This is a genomic window from Paraburkholderia madseniana, from assembly GCF_009690905.1.
Lineage (GTDB): Bacteria > Pseudomonadota > Gammaproteobacteria > Burkholderiales > Burkholderiaceae > Paraburkholderia > Paraburkholderia madseniana.
The window spans coordinates 1-19,312 of sequence record NZ_VOSW01000142.1; the positions used below are offsets into that span (position 1 = coordinate 1).

Below are 19,312 nucleotides of genomic sequence, written 5' to 3' on the forward strand. Positions count from 1 at the left end.
TCCACGGAGCCCGATGTCGTATTCAGCCCTCGCGCTCTTACCCACGACCGCCCAGAAAAGCCAAACCCCATCTCCATCTCGCGTACAAGGTCGCTTGATGGAATGGGGCTTAAGTTGAGAGCATTGCTGTGCGGGGCGGCACTTACTTTCTTTGCCGCCGCAAAGAAAGATAAGCAAAGAAAGCGGCTCAAACCACTCCTGCTAAGTGGGCGCCGTGGTCTGCTGCGGGTAGTGGTGCATCTGGAATCTGGGTTCGTGCACCGGCATGCGCTTGTGACAAGGGTGTCATTCTTCCGGCGGCGCTGCGCGCGCCGAAGAGTACTTCTAAAACCGGTCGCTGCTGTTTTGTTTTCTGAAACCCATCGCCGCGGTTTTGTTAATAGCCGCCCTTCGTCGGTGTTGCCGTTGGTGCTGTCCTTTTATATGAGGCCGCCAGATCTGCTGCTGCCCGGCTCAATAGACCCGTGTCTGTTCCCACCGCCACAAACGTCGCGCCTGCCGCCAGATATTCGGCGGTAATCCCCGCGTCCGGCGCTAGCACGCCCGCCGCCTTGCCGACGTCCCGCACCTTCCTGATGCCATTGCATATCGCCTCACGTACGCTCGCGTCGCCTGGCTTACCCAGCAAGCCCATCGACGCGCTCAGGTCCGCGGGTCCGAAAAATACGCCGTCAATGCCTTCCACCGCCGCAATAGCCGAAAGATTATCCATGCCTTGCACGGTTTCTACCTGGACCAGTACGCACAACTCCTGCGACGCTGTGGTCAGGTAGTCCGGTATCCGGTTCCAGCGCGATGCCCGCGCCAATGCGCTCCCCACGCCGCGAATGCCATGCGGTGGGTAGCGCGTTGCCGCGACTGCGTCCGCAGCTTGCTCCGCCGTGTCGATCATCGGGAGCAGTAAGGTTTGGGCGCCTATGTCGAGCAATTGCTTGATCAATGCGCTGTCGCTTCGTACGGGACGTACCACCGGATGCGATGCGTAGGCAGCTACCGCCTGCAATTGCGCCAGCGTGCTGCGGATATCGTTCGGTGCGTGCTCGTTGTCAATCAACAACCAATCGAAGCCGGCCGTGGCCAGCAACTCAGTCACGTACGCATCGGCAAGCGCCGCCCATAAGCCGAATTGCGGCTTGCCCTCTGCTAGCGCACGCTTGAATGTGTTTTGCGGTAGAGACATGTCGGCACACTCAAATGAAATTCAAACCAATGCCGCCCAGCCGGCCATAGTCGACGTGGAAGGTGTCGCCCGCTCTTGCCGGGATCGGGCTCGTGAAGGAGCCGCTCAGAATTACGTCGTTCGCGTTCAGGATTTCGTCGTATGGAGCGATCTTGTTGGCGAGCCATGCGACGCCCGTCGCGGGGTGGTTCAGTACCGCGGCCGCGAGGCCGCTTTCTTCCACGGCGCCGTTCTTATAGAGCAATGCGCCAACCCAGCGGAGGTCGACGTCCAGCGGACGCACCGGTCGGCCGCCCAGTACGATGCCGGCATTCGCCGCGAAGTCGGAGATGGTGTCGTAGACCTTGCGCGGCGCCTTCGTCTCGCGGTCGAATTGTTCGATGCGGGCGTCGATAATCTCCACGGCCGGGGTCACGTAGGCCGTGGCGTCCAGAACATCGAAGAGTGTGACGCCAGGGCCCTTCAAGGGCTTGCTCAATACGAAGGCCAGTTCGACTTCCACGCGCGGTGCAATGAAGCGGTCGGCGCGGATGTCCTGGCCGCCTTCGATGAACATGCTGTCGAGCAACGGCGCGTAGTCGGGTTCGTCAATCTGTGACGAACGCTGCATCGCGCGTGACGTCAGGCCGATTTTGCGCCCCTTGATTACATGGCCTTCGGCCAGTTTGAGCTTTACCCACTCGCGTTGGATCGCGTAACCGTCCTGTACGGTCATGTCGGGATACTTCGCCGAGAAGTGGCGCAGTTGGGTGCGCGTTTTCTCGGCGTTGTCGAGTTGCGCCGCAAGCTCGCGGATTGTCTGTTCGTCTAGCATGATAGATTCTCTATGAGCGGCTGCCAGGCCCAGCTAGCGGGTCGGAATGTTCGGCCGAAGCGTCAAGCCCGGGTCTCAAGCCTCAAGCCTCAAGCCCAGGTCTCGGGCCTAGGCTCCAGGCTCCAGGCCGGGTCTCAGGCCTTAAGCCGCGCGTGCAAATTGTTGTGTTTCCACGTGCCGGATTCGCTGAATTCATTGATCTCCAGCGACAACGCCAGTCCCTGTTTTTCAAACTCTGCGGCGAAGTGCTGTTTGATCGCTTCAAACAGTGCGTCGCCGGTCGCTTTTTTGGTGGCGTCCGAGCGGCCCGCGGCGATCTTCAGGTTCGCATGCAGGAAGGCGGCGTCGGGTCGGCCGTCGGCGATGCAGTACTGGTCGCAGCGCAAGGCGCGCACGCGGATGCCGCCGAGCGGAAAAACGCGTTGCTCGTTGTCGCGCTGCGCGTCAAGGCAAGCCGCGAGTGAGGTGCAAAGCTGTCCGATGCTTGCTTCATCAGCAAGATTGGCGCTGTATTCGAGTGTCAAATGGGGCACGGTAAGCTCCTTTCTCAGGACTCAAGCGGGCAGGGGCGTCACGGGGAAGATCGCATTGATCTGGCCAGTGCCCGAACTCCCGAAATACGGGGTGACGACTTCAACCTTGCCGTCGTAACGATCCCAACCCAGTGCACCGAGCAGCATCGCGGTGTCGTGCATGCCGCCTTCGCCCCAGCACTTCTCGTTATAGAGTGGCAACATCTCGCAGAAAGTTTTCCAGTCGCCAGCCTCCCACAACTCGACCACCCGGCGGTCCATCTGTTCGAGAAATGGGCTCCACACCTTGTGCATGAACTGCTCGGCTGTGCCGTTGGTGGCGAAGTGGTGGCTCAGCGATCCGCTCGCCAGAATCGCCACGGTGCCGTCGTAACGGCCCTCGATGGCCTTGCGTACGGCGAGGCCGAAGCGCGCGCTCGTTTCGAGGTCGTGCCACATGCACCAGCCAGCTACCGATACGGTCTTGAAGTGCTGGTCGCTGTTCATATAGCGCATCGGCACCAGCGTGCCGTACTCGAGTTCGAGCGTGGTCTCGCTGTGGGCGCGGCTCTTCACGCCCATTTCGTTGGCGACTTCCGCGATCAGATCGCCGAGACCGACATTGCCGGGATACGCGTACGGCATGTTCTTGATGAAATGCGGCAGTTCGTTGCTCGTATAGACGCCTTCGAACTTCGGCGCGCAATTGATGTGGTATTCGCTGTTCACCAGCCAATGCACGTCGAAGACGACGATCGTATCCACACCCAATTCACGGCAACGCCGGCCGATTTCATGGTGGCCGTCGATTGCCGGCTGGCGGCAGCCCTTATGCGGGCCGTCGAGTTCGGATAGATATAACGACGGGACGTGAGTGACTTTTGCTGCCAACGCGAGTTTGCCCATCGCGGTCTCCTGTTCTGTGTGGCGCGAGGCGTGATGCCCTCGCGCGCAAATGACCCGCGTTTCAGACGCCCCAGCGCGGAATGTGATGGGAGCCGAGCGATACGCACACGTTTTTCGGTTCGAGGAACACTTCATAGCTCCACGTACCGCCTTCGCGGCCGACGCCCGATGCCTTGGTGCCGCCGAACGGCTGGCGCAGATCGCGCACGTTCTGGCTGTTGACGAAGCACATGCCTGCTTCCACAGCCGCGGCGACGCGGAGCGCGCGGCCGGTGCTCTCGGTCCAGATGTAGCTCGACAGGCCGTAGGAGATGTCGTTGGCGAGTTTGATTGCGTCGGCTTCGTCGTCGAACGGAATCAGGCAGGCGACCGGGCCGAAAATTTCTTCCTGCGCGATTCGCATGCGGTTGTCGACGTCGACGAATACCGTCGGCTGCACGAAGTTGCCTTTGCGCATGGATTCGGGCAAGTCGGGCGCATCGAGTCCGCCGCACGCGAGCGTGGCGCCTTCCTTCGGACCCAGTTCGATGTAGCTGCGCACCTTGGCCAGATGCCCTTGGCTGATCATCGGGCCGACGATCGTGCTGTCGGCCAGCGGATCGCCCACCGTCAAACGTTTTGCGCGTTCGATGAAACGCTCGGCAAAGCGAGCATAAATCGAGCGCTGCACCAGAATGCGCGAACCCGCCGTGCAGCGTTCGCCGTTGTTCGAGAAGATCATGAACACGGCGGCATCGAGCGCGCGTTCGAAATCGGCGTCGTCGAAAATCACGAAGGGTGACTTGCCGCCCAGTTCCATCGAAAACTTCTTCAGGCCGGCCGTTTGCACGATGCGGTTGCCGGTTGCCGTCGATCCGGTGAACGACACTGCGTGCACATCCGGGTGCGCCACCAGCGGTTCGCCGGTGTCCTTGCCAAAGCCGTGCACGACGTTCAGCACGCCGGCGGGAATTCCGGCTTCGAGCGCGAGATTGCCGAGCATCGAGGCGGTCAGCGGCGACAGTTCGCTCATCTTCAACACGGCGGTATTGCCGAACGCGAGGCAGGGTGCGACTTTCCACGTTGCCGTCATGAACGGTACGTTCCACGGCGAAATCAGTGCGCAGACGCCGACCGGATGGAACAGCGTGTAGTTCAGATGCGTATCGGTGGGATACGTGTGGCCGTCGACGCGTGTGCACATCTCCGCGAAATAGCTGAAGTTGTCGGCGGCGCGCGGCACGAGCTGCTTGCGCGTCTGCGAGATCGTTTGACCGGTGTCCTTCGTCTCGGTCTCGGAGATGTCCGGCACGTTCTTCGCGATCAACTCGCCGAGCTTGCGGATGATTTTTGCGCGTTCCGCTGCGGGCTTGCCGGCCCATGCCGGAAACGCCTCTTTGGCCGCACGCACGGCGGCGTCGACTTCTTCCGCTCCGCCGCGCGCCACTTGCGCGAGCACCTCTTGCGTTGCCGGATTGACGGTCTCGAAGTAGTCTTTTGCGGCGCTCGATTTGCCGTTGATCAGATGTTCGATTCGCATTGTCTTGTCCTTTCTCTTTAGCTGTCGATCGGGGTTAGCGCTTTAGTCTTACTCCGATCCCATGCAAAGCAGTCGATCAGGCGCGGCCAAAGTCCGCGTCGGATGCAATCGTATTGACGAGACGGCCAAGGCCGTCGATTTCGCAGACCACTTCGTCGCCCGCATTGACGTTGACGATGCCTTCCGGCGTGCCGGTCAGAATCACGTTGCCGGGTGCGAGGGTCATGAAGCTGCTCAGGTATTCGATCAACGCCGGGATACCGGTGACGAGATCGCGCGTGTTGCCGTGTTGCTGCCGCGTGCCGTTCACGAAGGTGCGCAATTCGAGTTGCGTGACGTCTTCAACATCGGCGGCATCGACGAACCAGGGGCCGAGCACCGTGCCGCCGTCGCGATTCTTCACGCGCAGGTTGGGGCGGTAGTAGTTTTCCAGGTAGTCGCGGATCGCGTAGTCGTTGGCGATCATGTAGCCGGCCACATGCTGCATGGCGTCGTCGCGCTTGACGTTCTGCGCGGTTTGGCCGATGACCACCGCCAGCTCGCACTCGTAGTGCATGAAGGTGACGTCGCCGGGGCGGCGCGTGAAGCCGCGGTGACCGATGACCGCGCCCGGACCCTTGAGAAAGACCAGCGGCTCTTCCTGCTTGTTGAACTGCAATTCCTTCGCGTGCTCCGCGTAGTTCAAGCCAAGCGCGAAGATCGTGCCGACCTCGATCGGCGCGAGCCACACCACTTCATCCTCACGACGCACGCGGCCGTCGGCGAGGCGCACGCCGTTGGCGTCCGGATAGGCTTCGTGAATCGCTCCTGCATACGCAACACGGCCGCGCATCATTGCTGTTCTCCATCTTGTTCTGCTGCACCGACAAACGACACCTCGAGCGGCGGCAATCCGCCAATCGATAGCGTGGCCGTGTCGCCGAAATGGGCAACTGGCGAACCATGAGGCACGCCGAGCGTAATGACATCGCCGGCACTCAGTGTCATGAAATCGGTTACGTCCGCAAGCAATTGCGCCACGTTGCGTACCGACGACGCAGTATTCGCAGTGAAGACCTCGCGTTCTGGAAGCGAAACCGTGATCGCCAGATTGTCCGGCGCAGCAATATGACGCGCTGCAACCACCGCCGGTCCGATCACGCAAAAACCGTCGCGCGCCCGGAACCGTACCGAAGGCCGGTACACGCTCCTATGCGGCACGCTCAGATCGGCGACCAGTGTGTAGCCGGCGATGTAGTCGAACGCTTGATCCGCGCTAACGCGTGTTGTAGTGCGACCGATCACGATACCCAGCGAAGCGCCAACTTCCACGCCCAATGCATCGTCAGGCACGACGACTCGTGCGCGATGACCGGCGAGTGTATTGCGCGGCTTCAGATAGAGAATCGGCGCCTTGGGCGGGGCCTTGTAGGGCGCGGCATGCGCCGCCTCGCCCAAGGCCTCCAAAGCGGCCCGGTCGTTCAGCAAGGTTCCATAAACTGCGCCGGAAACCGGCGCACGGCAGGCAATGCCGCGTGCGAGCAGCGCGGCAACGGTGTGCGCATCCACGTCGCGAGGCAGCGCGTCGCCTTCCGGATGCAGCAGGTGATCGGCAAGTGCAAACATAAATTAGCTGTCTCTCGGCAAAAACACTAACATGTTAGTAGTATTGCGCTTGATATCATCCACGGTCAATAGCCTGTCGGCCGATCGCGGGTTTTCCCTTAAGCTTCGACAGTTGCTTTTAACTTATCCGCCATGTCCGCATCCGCTTCTACCCGAGTTTTGCACCGCAACCTGCCGATGTTGTTGCTGCGCGCCAGAGAAAAAATGATGGAGCGTTTCCGGCCATTGATTACCGCGCACGGACTGACCGAGCAGCAATGGCGCGTGATTCGCGCGCTCAATGAGCACGGGCCGATGGAGCCGCGTCACATCTCCGATATCTGCACGATTTCGAGCCCGAGCATGGCGGGTGTGCTCGCGCGCATGGAGAGCATGGAACTGGTGACCAAGGAGCGTTTCGCGGAAGACCAGCGCCGCGTGCTGGTGTCGCTCACCGAGACGAGCGTGGACCTGGTGCGCGTGATCTCGAAGGATCTCGAGGCGCACTATCGCGAGCTGGAGCGCAAGGTCGGGCCGGAAATCGTCGAGCGCGTGTATCGCGCGGTCGACGATCTGCTTGCCGGCCTCGAAGAAGAGGATGAGTGAAGCGGAGGCTCAATCGCCCTGGTTGGGCGCCGAGGGGTTTGTGGCAGCGTTCTCTCTCAACCCGCGAGGCCATGGAATCTGGCTTTTGTCGTGCATGCCGAGCTTTTTGTAAGCGCAGCGCAGATAGTCGCGCACGGTGGCACCGTGCCGCGGTTTGACCCGCTCCTCACCACCCTTGAAAGCGCCGCCACTCGACGCTGTCGCCATTCGCCGAAACCGCGTGATACTCGGGGAACTGTGCGCCGGTCGCGCATGCATGATTCGGCAGGATGCGCAGCTTCATCCCGATCGGAAAGCGCTGCGCGATGTCGTCGGCATGCGCGCCTTCTTCCGATGACGACAGAATCCCATGCTCCTGATTGGCGCCGCTCACCACATAACCGCCAAGCGGTGTTCCGTTCAGCAGACATGGCTGGCCGTAGCCAAAATCGTGCGACTGCTTCGAGGTGCCACGATCCCGGCTCATCGCCATCCAGCCGGCGTCGAGAATCGCCCAGCCTTTATCCTCCTGATGCCCGATTACGGTGGCGAGCACGCTGAGCGCGATATCTTCAAGCGCGCACACGCCTACGTTGTGCATCACCAGATCGAAGAAAACGTAGACCCCGGCTCGCACTTCGGTTACGCCATCCAGTTGCCCGGCGGCCAGCGCCGTGGGCGTCGACCCGACGCTGACGGCTGGGCACGGAATGCCTGCGTCGCGCAGCCGTTGCGCCGCGCGCACGCAGCCGGCGCGTTCCTGCTCCGCCAGCGCGGCGAGCGCCGCAGGCGTATGAAGCTCGTAGCTGGAACCCGCGTGGGTCATCACGCCGCCCACCTTGACGCCGTTCTCATGCAGAATCCGGCCGACTTCGAGCAGCGTGTCCTGTTCCGGCGTAATCCCCGAGCGGTGGCCATCCGTGTCCACCTCGATCCACACCTCAAAGGATTCGCCGTGCTGGTCCGCGAACGCGGCGATGGCCGAGGCGGCGGTCGGATTGTCGACCACCAGTTTCAGATCGCAACCCTGGCGGCGCAGCGCCAACGCTCGCGGCAGTTTTGAAGGCGCGATGCTGACCGCGTAGAGAATATCGCTGACGCCGGCCGCGAAGAAGGCCTCCGCCTCTTTGAGGGTCGAGACCGTGATGCCGCGCGCACCGGCGGCGATTTGCGCACGGACCACGTCGACGCATTTGGTGGTCTTGACGTGCGGACGGAATGCGACCCCCAGTGTGTTCATATGTCCCTGCATTCTCGCGATGTTCTTCTGCATCCGGGGGATGTCGATCAGCGCGGCAGGGGTGTCGATGTGCTCGAGTTTCATGGTTTCACCGGGGAATGGAGTGGCTTTCGGTCTGGCCGAACCGGCTGAGCCATGGGATCAGCGAGTCGAGCGTGGGCGCTTCGATGTCGGGCGGCTGTGCTGCCGCCACCAGCGGCAGACCTACGCGGTTGTGCCAGTATGTCCTCAACCCGACCGCGGCTGTGCCGAACATGTCGTAGCTGGAACCGGCCACGAACGCGGCCTCATGGGCACCCACGCCAAGTTTGCCGAGCGCGAGCCGGTAAGGCAACGGGTCCGGCTTGTACATGCCGGCTTCTTCAGCGGTGACGATAGCGTCCCAGTGGATCGGGAAAAGCCCGGCAGCCTGCGTGCCGAGGCGGATCGAGCAGTTGGTGACGATCGCCAGTTTGCAATGCGGGCTGAGCGCCTGCAAGGCGTCGAGAGCGCCACTCCAGGGGGCAAGTTTCAGCCAGTCGGTTTCGAGCGCGAGCGCGGCGGATTCAGGCAATCCAACTTCAGCCGCCGCCTCGCGCACCAATTGTTCGTACGCAACGTAGCGGCCGCAGCCGTAGGTCAGGCGCAAATAGGCGGCGCGCCACGCACGGCCTAGCTGTTCGGAGCCCGCGGCGTGATTCCATGACGTCCACGAATCGAGCAGGGCGGTCAGGAGGTCGAAGAGGACGGCCTTGGGGTAGGCGGTCGGAGTCGATACGGAGGTCATGATTTAACCGGCGAGGAACGGTGAGCCGATTATAAAGTTTCATTGCTCGCGTGGAGTTCAGCCAAGGTAACTCTAAAATTCAGTTTGAATGAATCTGTCATTAGCGGCGTGATTCGCCACGTTTCGCGCGTTATCTTCTCCACGGCGGCTGCGGCCTGAATCTACCTTGCAGGTACTGCATGAAATGCCGCGTACGAGCGGGCATTCCCGTTCGCTGATGCGTGAGCGCGATCACGTCGGCGTCTGGTGCCTTCCAGCCTTGCAGCAACCGTACGAGTCTTCCCCTCGCGATGTCCTCGGCCACGTCCCATTCGGAGCGCAGGATCACGCCGCGGCCTTCGCAAGCCCACTGGCGGATCACGTCGCCGTCGTTGCAACTCAAATGCGGAGAAACGCGCACGCTGCGGCGCGTGCGGCCCTTGCTGAACTGCCACAGCGAGACGTCCTCGTTGTTCTCGCGCAGCACGATGCACGGCAGCTTGCTCAACGCTTCCGGTGACTCCGGCTGACCAATACGTTTGAGCAGCGCAGGTGCGGCGCACACGAAGCGCGCATTCGGTGCGATCGCATAACCGACCAGATTCGATACCGGCAAATCGCCGATATGCACGACGATGTCGAAGCGGTCCATCGTTTCGGTCAATGGCTGGTCGGACAGTGTGAGCGCCACGTCGATATCCGGGTTTTGCTGCTGGAAGTCGGCGATGGCGGGCGCCAGGTGGCGGCGGCCGAATCCCAGCGGCGCATTGATTTTCAGCGTGCCGACCAGACCGCCCCGGCGTGTCTGCAGGTCTTCGAACAGCGAGTCGAACTGCTGGACCAGTTCGGCGCCGCGTTCGCATAGGAGCACGCCCTCTTCCGTGAACTGCAAACGGCGCGCCGTGCGGTTCACCAACTGCGTGTCCAGTTTCTTTTCGAGCTGCTGCAGGCGCTGGGTCACCGCCGAGGGCGACAGCCCCAGTCTTCGCGCCGCGGCGATCAGGCTGCCACTTTCGCGGATGGCCAGCAGAAACCGGATATCGGCCGAGTCGTTCATAGCGGCAACTTTTGAGTTCGGAGTCTGGCAGCTTAAAGCGTTTGGATGCGCTGTTCCAGTGCGTCACAAGACGTTCTTGCAAGGTAGACTGATACCTCCGTAACGAAGTCGACAGCTTCACTCGCTAAAGTGGGCGATTGAGCGAGATGGGGCAGGCAGCACCTGCCGTCCGTCGAATCGTTGTTACTTCCATTTGAAGAGAAGTCCCATGCCGTTGTCACAAGGACCGAGTCCTGGCGTCGCCGCGCAACAAAGTGCCCTGAAACAGGGGGTATTTCTGCACACGGGCTGGCGCAGCGCAGGAACGTGGGTCTGGTCGCGTCTGCGCGCACTTGATTCCGTGACTGGATTCTATGAGCCGTTCAGCAACGTACTCGCCGATCTGAGCCTCGCCGACGTTTCCGCGTCCCGTCCTACGTTGACCTCTGGACACCCGCCGCTCGCCGCGCCATATTTCGAAGAATACCGGCCGTTCCTTCAGGAGGGCGCGCGTGGCGTAGCCGGATACAGGAAGCGCTTCGGCACCGATCGCTTTGCACCTGCACCCGATGCGGAATTCCCCGCCTTGCAGGCCTATCTGGCCAACCTGTGCGAACGCACCGCCGAGCACGGCAGCGTGCCCGTCTTCAAGTTTTGCCGTTCGTCGGGCCGGCTGCCGTGGCTCAAGCAAGCCTTCCCGCAGGTCATGCATGCAGCCGTGTTGCGAAATCCCGCATCGCAGTTCGCCTCGGGGTGGCTGCTTAATCAGCAATGGAGCAATCCGTTTTTCTTGGCCGCACCGTTTCGCGTGCTGGGCCTGAACCAGACGGAGCCCTTGGTCCGGCAGGCCATCGAAATCTGCGGCGTGAGCTTGCCGCCTGCCGTGCCCACTTCGGATGACGCTTACGCCATGGCGTGCGAGCAATACGCGCGCACGGCGGAAGGCAATAACGCGTATCGAGCCTTCGTTGCGCTATGGATTCTCTGTGCGTTGCGTATGGCCGACGGCGTTGATCTGATGATCGACGTCGACCGGCTGGGGCAGTCGCGTGACTATGCGGCCGGATTGCGCGCCGGGTTCGAGGCGCAGACCGGCCTGTCACCCGACTTCAGCAGCGCGCGCGATCTGGTTGAGGAAACGCGTCGCAGCGCGGCGCGCATGGCCGGGATCGACGGCCGGTCGATGCGAGCCGTTCATTCCGCGGCGCTGAAATTCCTCAAGGCGCAGAACGGCGCGGACGCAGACTTTATCGAGCTCATCCGCGAGAAGATGGTGCTGGCCAATGAATTGACCGAGCAATGGCGCTGAGTTGGGCGTCTTTGCCTGACGTTGCGCCGGCCCCACCGGCCAATACAGTTGCCTCGTGAAAAACAATACAGTGAGGCGCGGTTTTATTGTGCTGTATCGGGAATATGACCGGCGCCGTCGATACAGTTGGCGGGTCAACCCCTGCGGCCTATCCCGTACACGAGGAACGAAATGAATGCAGTGAACGAACAAGCGAAGTTGTCGGTGCAGCAGTTGGGGCATTACATCAGCGGTGCACCGGCTGCGTCGACCAGCGGCCGCTTCAAGGACGTGTTCAATCCCGCCACCGGCCAGGTGACCGGCTCGGTCGCGTTGGCATCGGTCGAGGAAGTGGACGCGGCGGTCAAGGCCGCCAAGGCTGCCTTTCCCGCCTGGAGCGAAACCGCGCCGATCAAGCGTGCCCGCATTCTGTTCAAGTTCAAGGAACTGCTGAACAAACACCACGACGAACTGGCGATGCTGATCACCCGCGAACACGGCAAGGTGTTCACGGACGCGCAAGGCGAGGTGGTGCGCGGCATCGAAGTGGTCGAGTTTGCTTGCGGCATTCCGAATCTGCTGAAGACCGATTTCACCGACCAGATCGGCGGCGGCATCGACAACTGGAATCTGCGTCAGGCACTGGGCGTAGTGGCGGGGATCACACCGTTCAATTTCCCGGTGATGGTGCCGATGTGGATGTTCCCGGTTGCGCTTGCCTGCGGCAACACGTTCGTGCTGAAGCCGTCGGAGCGTGACCCGTCGGCGTCGTTGCGCATTGCCGAACTGCTGAAGGAAGCCGGTTTGCCTGATGGCGTGTTCAACGTCGTGAACGGCGACAAGGTGGCCGTGGATGCGCTGATCGAACACCCGGACGTCGCGGCGCTGTCGTTTGTCGGGTCCACGCCGATCGCCGAATATATCTATACGGAAGCATCGAAGCGCGGCAAGCGCGTGCAGGCGCTCGGCGGCGCGAAGAATCATCTGGTGGTGATGCCGGACGCCGATCTGGACCAGGCGGTGGACGCCTTGATCGGCGCCGCGTACGGTTCGGCAGGCGAGCGCTGCATGGCGATCTCGGTCGCGGTGGCGGTGGGCAATGTCGCCGATGAACTGATCGAGCGCCTGGTGCCGCGCGTGAAGTCGCTGGTGATCAAGAACGGCGAGAACCTCGACGCTGAAATGGGCCCGTTGGTTACAGCCGAACATAAGGCCAAGGTGGCCGGCTATATCGACTCGGGTGTGGCGGAAGGCGCGAAGCTGATCGTCGATGGCCGCGCGCATCCGGTCACGAACGCAGACGGTTTCTTCATCGGCGGGACGCTGTTCGACCAGGTCGGTACGGAGATGAAGATCTACAAGGAAGAGATCTTCGGCCCGGTGCTGGCGGTGGTGCGCGTGCCCGATTTCGCGAGCGCGGTCGAGTTAATCAATGCGCACGAGTTTGGCAACGGCGTGTCGCTCTTTACGTCGGATGGTGGTGTGGCGCGCGCGTTTGGCCGGCAGATTCAGGTGGGCATGGTCGGCATAAATGTGCCGATTCCGGTGCCGATGGCATGGCACTCGTTCGGCGGCTGGAAGCGTTCGCTGTTCGGCGATCACCATGCATATGGCGAAGAAGGCGTGCGTTTTTATACGCGCTACAAGAGCATCATGCAGCGCTGGCCGGATAGCATCGCGAAGGGTGCCGAGTTCACGATGCCGGTGGCGAAGTAAGCAATAGAACAGTATTGCCGTAGTTCAAAAGCCGCGCCCGATTTTTCAGGCGCGGCTTTTTTGCAATGAATCAGCAGCGTGCACGCGGCACGCAGCGACAAACAATCAGGCTTGGTTCAGATACCAGCGCCAGTCCTGTTCACCGACTTCGCCCATGAACTGCCGGTACTCGGCGCGCTTGATCGCCAGGAACACCTTAAGGAATTTTGCGCCAAATACGTCCCTCGCCCAGTCTGACTGTTCGAGCGCGTTTAAGGCGCTCAACCAGTCGGTGGGCAGCAGTGTGGTGGCTTGCGCATAACCGTTGCCTTCGATCGGCGCCCCCGGGTCAAGGCGTTCGCGAATGCCGTGGTGTGAGGCCGCGAGAATAGCCGCGGCAGCGAGATACGGATTCGCATCGGCGCCGCACACGCGATGTTCGACGTGCCGGCTCGGCGCCGGACCGCCCGGCACGCGCAGGCTGACTGTGCGGTTGTCGACGCCCCATGTCGGCGTGCACGGCGCGTAGCTGTTTGCCTGGAAGCGGCGATACGAGTTCGCGTTCGGGCAGAACATCAGCATCGAATCGAGCAGACCGTGCAACATGCCGCCCACGGCCTGGCGCAGCAGTGGCGTGCCGGCTTTGTCTTCTGAGGCGAACAGGTTGTCGCCGGCTTCATTGGCGAGGCTCACGTGCATGTGCATGCCGGAACCTGCGATGTCGGCGAACGGCTTCGCCATGAAACATGCGCTCATGCCGTGCGCGTTCGCGACCCCTTTGACGATGCGCTTGTAGCGCACGGCATGATCCATCGCTTCGAGCGCGGGGCCGTGTTCGAGTGTGATCTCCACCTGGCCCGGTGCGTATTCGGAAATCGCAGTGCGTACCGGAATGTTCTGTTCGCGGCAGGCATCGTAGAGATCCTTCAGGAACGGTTCGATCTGTTCGAGTTCGCGCAGGCCATACACCTGGGTTGTTCGCGGACGGCGGCCGTCGGTATCGAGCGCGGGTTGCGGACGACCCTGTGCGTCGAGTTTTGCATCCAGCAGATAGAACTCGAGTTCGCACGCCATCACCGGAAAGAAACCCTCCGCTTGCAGATCGTCGACGATGCGCGCAAGCAGTTGCCGTGGATCGGCGACGCCGGCGGGCAGGCCTTCTTCGGGGTGCATCTGAACCTGCACGGCGGCGGTCGGCATCTTGCGCCACGGCAGGCGCACGAGGCTGCCCGGCAGCGGATAGGCGCGGCAGTCGATATCGCCCACGTCCCAGACGAGGCCGCTGTCTTCGGTGTCGTCGCCGTTGATGGTCAGATTCATGATCGCGCTCGGCAGCGGCCGTCCGCCGCGATACACGGCGAGTAGTTCTTCACGATGAAGCAGCTTGCCGCGCGGCACGCCGGCGGCGTCGACGATAAAGAGTTCGATCAGATCGATATCGGGATTCTGTTCAAGGAAACTCAGCGCTTCCTGTTCGTGGGCGAATTGCATGTCGGTTCTCTCTGCGCATTGGCGCGTGCCTCGTCCTCCGCATCAGGCGCGCGAAGCGACGAAAAAAATCGGAAGAGCCGCGGATGGCGGCGTCGGATTCAGTTCAGGCGAGCGGATGCAGAGAGAACAGCGGGGGGCGCGCGTGACGGCAATGCCAGATCGCCCAGAAAGCGAGAATCACGTTCAGCAGGGGATTGAGACGCGCCGTGGCGAGGCGCGCGTGCGCACACGCCGGATCGGCGTGGCAACTGCGGCTGAATGACCATGCGGCGGGCTTCATGATGCACACGAGTATAGCTGCGGGCCGGCCGCGTTGCTCGACGAAATGACGGGGCGCTTCGTTGCGCTTTGCGCAGCGGCCCTTAAACCCCAGCGGACGAATCCTCTTCCTCTTCCTCTTCGCTCAACACGGCATTCCGTACTGCCGTAACAGGACTGACATAAGGCGGCGCCTGGCGCGGGTCGTCAATGCTGTAGCGCAAACGCCCCGCCTCGACATACACGCGCAACTGACGATACTTGACCAGATACATCAAGCCGACGATCGCCGCGGCGAAGCCCGATGCAGCGCCGACGCCGAGCGCCCAACGCGGGCCGAAGCGATCCGCGACCCAACCCACCACCGGCGCGCCGAGTGGCGTGCCGCCTAGCGCGATGGCCAGCAGGATCGCGATCACCCGGCCACGCATGGCCGGCTCAGTGGAGATTTGCACGAGGCTGTTCGTCGACGTGTTGAACGTCTGCGTCGCCACGCCAACCACGACGAGCGCCAGGCCGAATAATACGTAGTTCGGCATTAGCGCGGCGACCGTGCAGCCCACGCCAAAAACCGCCGCTGCGCCGAGCAGAAGAGCCATACGAGGTTTCGCTCTGCGTGCGGCAAGCAGCGCTCCGGTTACCGAACCGATTGCCATGGTCGAGCTCAGCACACCGTATTGACTCGCACCCGCATGAAAGGCGGTGACCGACATGGTCGAGATGAAGATCGGGAAGTTCAGCCCGAACGTACCGATCAGAAACATCATCAACAGCGCGGCTTTCAGATCGGGACGGGTCCACACATACTTGAAGCCTTCCACGAAGCTGCCGCGCGTGCGTGTCGCACGTGGTTTCAGATTCAGTTCGCTGATGCGCAGCATGCGCAGCGAACCGAGCACGGCGACGAAGGAGAGCCCGTTGATCAGAAACACCCAGCCCGTGCCTACCGAGGCGATCAACAGCCCCGCGACGGCAGGCCCGATCATGCGCGCCGCGTTGAACGAGGTGGAGTTCAGCGCGACCGCGTTCGACAGATCGGCTTCTCTCACCAGATCGGAGACAAAGGTCTGACGCGCCGGTGAATCGAACGCGGTGACACAGCCGAGCAAGCCCGCGAACACGTAGACCTGCCATAACTGCACGAGGCCGGTCACGGTGAGAAGCCCGAGGCATAACGCCAACGTGCCCATCGCCCCCTGGGTGGCGAACAGCAGCTTGCGGCGATCGAAATGATCGGCCGCATAGCCGGTTAGGGGCAGCAGGAGCATTTGCGGCCCGAACTGCAGCGACATCACAATGCCCACGGAGGTTGCATTGTGATGCGTGAGTTCCGTGAGCACGAGCCAGTCTTGCGCGGTGCGTTGCATCCATGTCCCGACGTTGGAGACGATTGCGCCGCTGGCCCAGACCCGGTAGTTGAACGTGCGCAGTGAACGGAATGTGCCACTCACCGGGACATCCCCGCGTGGACGATTCGCACTGTGCAGCGGTTCAGACACATGATCATGCGCGCGATGTCTCGAGCAGATCGAGGACGTCCTGCGTCGAGCCGGTTTCGCCGAGGCGCGGGAAGATTCGCGTGATGCTGTTGGTGTGAGCGTCCAGGTTCATGTCCGTCATCGCGTCCACCGCGAACGTGACGTTGAAGCCGAGTTCCTGTGCGAAACGCGCTGTGGACTCGACGCCGATGCTGGTAGCCACGCCGACCAATACCACCTGCGTGACGCCTTGTTTGCGCAGATACGCTTCGAGGTCGGTGTTCGTGAACGCGCCCCACGTGCGTTTGGTCACCAGATGATCCGACGGCTGCTGATTCAGTTCGGGAACGAGGTCCGCAAAGCCGGCGGGGAAGTCACCGGCGGGACGCGACTGTTCCGCGCGACCGGGCGCGCCGCCCGCCACGTTGACGAGCACCACCGGCAGACCGTGGCGGCGAAATGCATCGGCCAGCCCAACGGAGCGCTTGACGACTTCGCTGGTGGGGTGGGCGGTGGGCAGCGCGACGATGCCTTGCTGCAAATCGATGACGACCAATGCGGTCTTTGCGCCGAGCGTCGTGAGGGCCATGGTGTTTTCCTGAGAGTTACGAGTCGATGAGGCGTTTGAGCAAGTCGACGCCAATCGCGAGTTGTTTCTGTTCGGCGGCGGAGAAGCGGGTCTGGATCGTACGGAATAGCCAGTCTTCGCGTGCCGCGCGGCTTGCCTTGATCTTCTTGCCGAAGGCCGGCGTGAGGGAGAGAACGGTTTGCCGCCCGTCGTTCGGGTCGGGTGCGCCACTCACGAGTCCGGCCGCTTTCAGAACTGAAAGCGTCTCGCCCATGGATTGCGGCCGCATACCGAGGATGCGCGCGAGCGTGGTGACCGTTGCCGGACCTTCGCGTTCCAGCAGACTGAGAACCTGCACCTGCGACGGCGTGAAATCGCCCACATGGGCTTCTTCGCGCAACCGGCGGCGCAACTTGCCGACAAGTACGCGCAAATCTTCCGCCGTTGCATGCAACGCGTCGGGATCGGAGAGGGGCCGTGTGGGCTGAGTGTCGTTGCTGGACATACCGGCAGATGTGAAGGTTACCTACGAAGGTTACCTTCACATCTGCCGGGAGTCAAGTTGACTGGATTGACAGCGGAATGCAAGGTGAGTCACGCATTCCGTGTTTGTCTTGAGTGATCGAGCTGACGCGTGGCAACGCGACTTTTAGAACTTATGGCGAAGTGCCACGCGCGCCACGACCTGATTCTGCGTCGACGAGGGGGACTGCGTGCCTGGGATGAATGCGTCGTCGAGAATCGAGTTGGTAGAACTGCCGGCGACCTTCTGGTACTCGCCTTGAACATAGACGTCCGTGCGTTTGGACAGGTTGTAGTCAGCCATCAGTCCGACGGAGTGGATTTTGGGTTTCACGCTGCCGGTCGAGGCGTCGTATGTCTCCATCGTGTAGACATACTGTGCGCCGACAAAGAATGCGGGTGTGATCTGGTATTTGCCGTTCACTTCGAAGTTCTGGTATTTGAGCGTATTCAGCACGACGCCGTTCGCGGCAAGCGGGATACCGATATACCCATTACCGGTTGGATCTTTGTAGTTCGAGTTGGTATACGCGAAGCCGACGGTAGCCGAGCCGAACGTGTAATTGATCCCGCCGCCGAACACGCGCATGCGGCCGGCGATGAAGCTTGCATCGTTGGCGGTAATTGCGCCGTTGGAACCCACGCCGGGATTATTCGCCTGCAAATAGGCCGCCGCGACCAGCAGACCGCCGTTTGCGTATTGAGCGCCGAAGCTGTACTGACGATTGTTGGCGAAATTCGTATCGTTGCTGAAGCTATACGTGCCACCGAACTGAAACCCCGAGAAATCCGGGCTGGCGTATTTGATGGTGTTATCGACACGAAACGAGTTATCGGTATTGTCGTTATCGTACGGGTGCGCGAACAGATAGCCTGCCCAATTGCCGTTGGCGGTAGTTTGCGCGAGATAGTCGACGACCGAATCGTATTGACGGCCAAGCGTAACGGAGCCGAAGCGATCGCTGCTCAGCCCCACATAGGCTTGCCGCCCAAACATGCGCCCACCTTGATTGAGCCGCCCGGAATTCAGATCGAAGCCATTTTCGAGTTGAAAGATTGCTTTGAGACCACCCCCGAGATCTTCCGAGCCTTTCAAGCCCCAGCGACTGCCTTGAGCGTAACCGCTGGCGAGTTCCACGACGCTACCGTGTCCGACGTTATTCGTATAGTCGATCCCTTCATCGATGACTCCATACAGCGTCACGCTGCTTTGCGCGAAAGCGGGGGAGGCGACGACGCCGACCAGGGCTACAGCGAGGACTTTCTTTTTCATAAGATCTCCGGAATGGTTTGGCAAGTGGCCGACGCATGATTTTCCGGACAATACTTTTTGCAAAGCGAGGAATTCTGATGGCACCAATCGGAAACACCGATGGAGCAATCGGAGGGGAGGCGAAAACCGAACCGCGAACCGTCTGCGATCCGAACTATTCAATTGAAGAGCGAGCGAACAACACGCGAGGCAAGCCAAGTTAAGGCGAGGTACGGCGCGACCGAACGCGATGCAGGACGAAGCGAGAAGGGGGGCGAACCAGACGGTGTTAAGAAGTACGCTTCGGCGCGCGCAGCGCCGCCGGAAGAATGAGTCCCTTGTCACAAGCGCATGCCGGTGCACGAACCCAGATTCCAGATGCACCACTACCCTGGGCAAACCACGGTGCCCACTTAGCAGGAGTGGTTTGAGCTGCTTTCTCTTGCCTACTTCTCTTTGCAGCCGGTGTATAGACCGGAGACATAGCTGACAGACGTGCGGGGACATGGTTGTGAGGTTGACCCGGTTCGACGGATAGATTTGCAGTTGAGTCTAATGCGGTGTGGCACCTCCCGATAAGGTTGAATCGCGGGTTGTCCACGGTCGGGCGGCGGGTCGCCTGTCACGACCACGACGCTG

The 19,312-nt window shown here is 61.5% G+C and carries 20 protein-coding genes and 1 pseudogene; 3 read left to right on the top strand and 18 right to left on the bottom strand.

Features of this window, described 5'->3' with window-relative positions:
- From FSO04_RS47275 to FSO04_RS41135, 8 genes are all read right to left on the bottom strand, one after another.
- The coding region (locus tag FSO04_RS47275) for a hypothetical protein (RefSeq protein ID WP_206753087.1) at positions 1 to 191 on the bottom strand (191 nt) is incomplete at its 3' end.
- 185 nt (positions 192 to 376) lie between these two features.
- The gene (gene hpaI, locus FSO04_RS41105; RefSeq protein ID WP_154567115.1) at positions 377 to 1,180 is read right to left on the bottom strand and encodes a 4-hydroxy-2-oxoheptanedioate aldolase; all 804 of its coding nucleotides are present in this window, start codon (positions 1,178 to 1,180) and stop codon (positions 377 to 379) included.
- A gap of 10 nt (positions 1,181 to 1,190) precedes the next feature.
- Entirely contained in the window at positions 1,191 to 1,994 is an 804-nt protein-coding gene (gene hpaH / locus FSO04_RS41110; RefSeq protein ID WP_154567116.1) for a 2-oxo-hept-4-ene-1,7-dioate hydratase, read from the bottom strand.
- Between the two features lie 134 nt (positions 1,995 to 2,128).
- Positions 2,129 to 2,527, bottom strand: coding sequence for a 5-carboxymethyl-2-hydroxymuconate Delta-isomerase (locus FSO04_RS41115; RefSeq protein ID WP_168436001.1), 399 nt, complete (start codon positions 2,525 to 2,527; stop codon positions 2,129 to 2,131).
- Positions 2,528 to 2,548: 21 nt separating this feature from the next.
- Positions 2,549 to 3,412, bottom strand: coding sequence for a 3,4-dihydroxyphenylacetate 2,3-dioxygenase (hpaD, locus tag FSO04_RS41120; RefSeq protein ID WP_154567118.1), 864 nt, complete (start codon positions 3,410 to 3,412; stop codon positions 2,549 to 2,551).
- A gap of 61 nt (positions 3,413 to 3,473) precedes the next feature.
- Positions 3,474 to 4,931 carry a 5-carboxymethyl-2-hydroxymuconate semialdehyde dehydrogenase gene (hpaE, locus tag FSO04_RS41125; protein WP_154567119.1) on the bottom strand — a complete coding sequence of 486 codons (1,458 nt, stop codon included), beginning with the start codon at positions 4,929 to 4,931 and terminating at the stop codon, positions 3,474 to 3,476.
- Positions 4,932 to 5,007: 76 nt separating this feature from the next.
- Positions 5,008 to 5,766 (bottom strand): fumarylacetoacetate hydrolase family protein, encoded by a 759-nt coding sequence (locus FSO04_RS41130; protein ID WP_154567120.1) that lies wholly within the window; start codon positions 5,764 to 5,766, stop codon positions 5,008 to 5,010.
- The gene (locus FSO04_RS41135) at positions 5,763 to 6,536 is read right to left on the bottom strand and encodes a fumarylacetoacetate hydrolase family protein (protein ID WP_154567121.1); all 774 of its coding nucleotides are present in this window, start codon (positions 6,534 to 6,536) and stop codon (positions 5,763 to 5,765) included. The genes FSO04_RS41130 and FSO04_RS41135 overlap by 4 nt, the downstream gene beginning before the upstream one ends.
- Positions 6,537 to 6,713: 177 nt before the next feature.
- On the opposite strand from FSO04_RS41135, the gene hpaR reads away from it, so the two are divergent.
- Positions 6,714 to 7,121, top strand: a complete 408-nt coding sequence (gene hpaR, locus FSO04_RS41140; RefSeq protein WP_097393792.1) for a homoprotocatechuate degradation operon regulator HpaR — start codon at positions 6,714 to 6,716, stop codon at positions 7,119 to 7,121.
- A gap of 9 nt (positions 7,122 to 7,130) precedes the next feature.
- Here hpaR and FSO04_RS48910 read toward each other — a convergent pair.
- The 4 genes and pseudogenes from FSO04_RS48910 to FSO04_RS41160 all read right to left on the bottom strand — a co-directional run.
- A pseudogene (locus FSO04_RS48910) lies at positions 7,131 to 7,262 on the bottom strand (DNA-binding response regulator); the annotation flags it as partial.
- 25 nt (positions 7,263 to 7,287) lie between these two features.
- Positions 7,288 to 8,424, bottom strand: coding sequence for a DSD1 family PLP-dependent enzyme (locus FSO04_RS41150; protein ID WP_154567123.1), 1,137 nt, complete (start codon positions 8,422 to 8,424; stop codon positions 7,288 to 7,290).
- A gap of 4 nt (positions 8,425 to 8,428) precedes the next feature.
- Entirely contained in the window at positions 8,429 to 9,106 is a 678-nt protein-coding gene (locus FSO04_RS41155; RefSeq protein WP_154567124.1) for an HAD family hydrolase, read from the bottom strand.
- A gap of 130 nt (positions 9,107 to 9,236) precedes the next feature.
- Positions 9,237 to 10,142, bottom strand: a complete 906-nt coding sequence (locus tag FSO04_RS41160) for a LysR family transcriptional regulator (RefSeq protein WP_154567125.1) — start codon at positions 10,140 to 10,142, stop codon at positions 9,237 to 9,239.
- A 208-nt stretch (positions 10,143 to 10,350) separates the two neighbouring features.
- Between FSO04_RS41160 and FSO04_RS41165 the strand changes: the two genes are divergently transcribed.
- Positions 10,351 to 11,430: a hypothetical protein gene (locus tag FSO04_RS41165; RefSeq protein WP_154567126.1), complete on the top strand. Its 1,080-nt coding sequence runs from the start codon at positions 10,351 to 10,353 to the stop codon at positions 11,428 to 11,430.
- A 171-nt stretch (positions 11,431 to 11,601) separates the two neighbouring features.
- Positions 11,602 to 13,125 carry a CoA-acylating methylmalonate-semialdehyde dehydrogenase gene (locus tag FSO04_RS41170; protein ID WP_093632881.1) on the top strand — a complete coding sequence of 508 codons (1,524 nt, stop codon included), beginning with the start codon at positions 11,602 to 11,604 and terminating at the stop codon, positions 13,123 to 13,125.
- A 105-nt stretch (positions 13,126 to 13,230) separates the two neighbouring features.
- On the opposite strand, the gene FSO04_RS41175 is transcribed toward FSO04_RS41170, so the two are convergent.
- From FSO04_RS41175 to FSO04_RS41195, 6 genes are all read right to left on the bottom strand, one after another.
- The gene (locus FSO04_RS41175) at positions 13,231 to 14,595 is read right to left on the bottom strand and encodes a glutamine synthetase family protein (protein ID WP_154567127.1); all 1,365 of its coding nucleotides are present in this window, start codon (positions 14,593 to 14,595) and stop codon (positions 13,231 to 13,233) included.
- 103 nt (positions 14,596 to 14,698) lie between these two features.
- The gene (locus tag FSO04_RS46670) at positions 14,699 to 14,875 is read right to left on the bottom strand and encodes a hypothetical protein (protein ID WP_166618364.1); all 177 of its coding nucleotides are present in this window, start codon (positions 14,873 to 14,875) and stop codon (positions 14,699 to 14,701) included.
- Between the two features lie 82 nt (positions 14,876 to 14,957).
- Entirely contained in the window at positions 14,958 to 16,304 is a 1,347-nt protein-coding gene (locus FSO04_RS41180) for an MFS transporter (RefSeq protein ID WP_168436002.1), read from the bottom strand.
- A gap of 52 nt (positions 16,305 to 16,356) precedes the next feature.
- On the bottom strand, positions 16,357 to 16,920 hold the full coding sequence (locus FSO04_RS41185) for an isochorismatase family protein (protein ID WP_154567128.1): 564 nt from the start codon (positions 16,918 to 16,920) through the stop codon (positions 16,357 to 16,359).
- A gap of 16 nt (positions 16,921 to 16,936) precedes the next feature.
- Positions 16,937 to 17,404, bottom strand: a complete 468-nt coding sequence (locus FSO04_RS41190) for a MarR family winged helix-turn-helix transcriptional regulator (RefSeq protein WP_154567129.1) — start codon at positions 17,402 to 17,404, stop codon at positions 16,937 to 16,939.
- Positions 17,405 to 17,548: 144 nt separating this feature from the next.
- Positions 17,549 to 18,694, bottom strand: coding sequence for a porin (locus tag FSO04_RS41195; protein WP_154567130.1), 1,146 nt, complete (start codon positions 18,692 to 18,694; stop codon positions 17,549 to 17,551).
- Between the last annotated feature and the right edge of the window lie 618 nt (positions 18,695 to 19,312).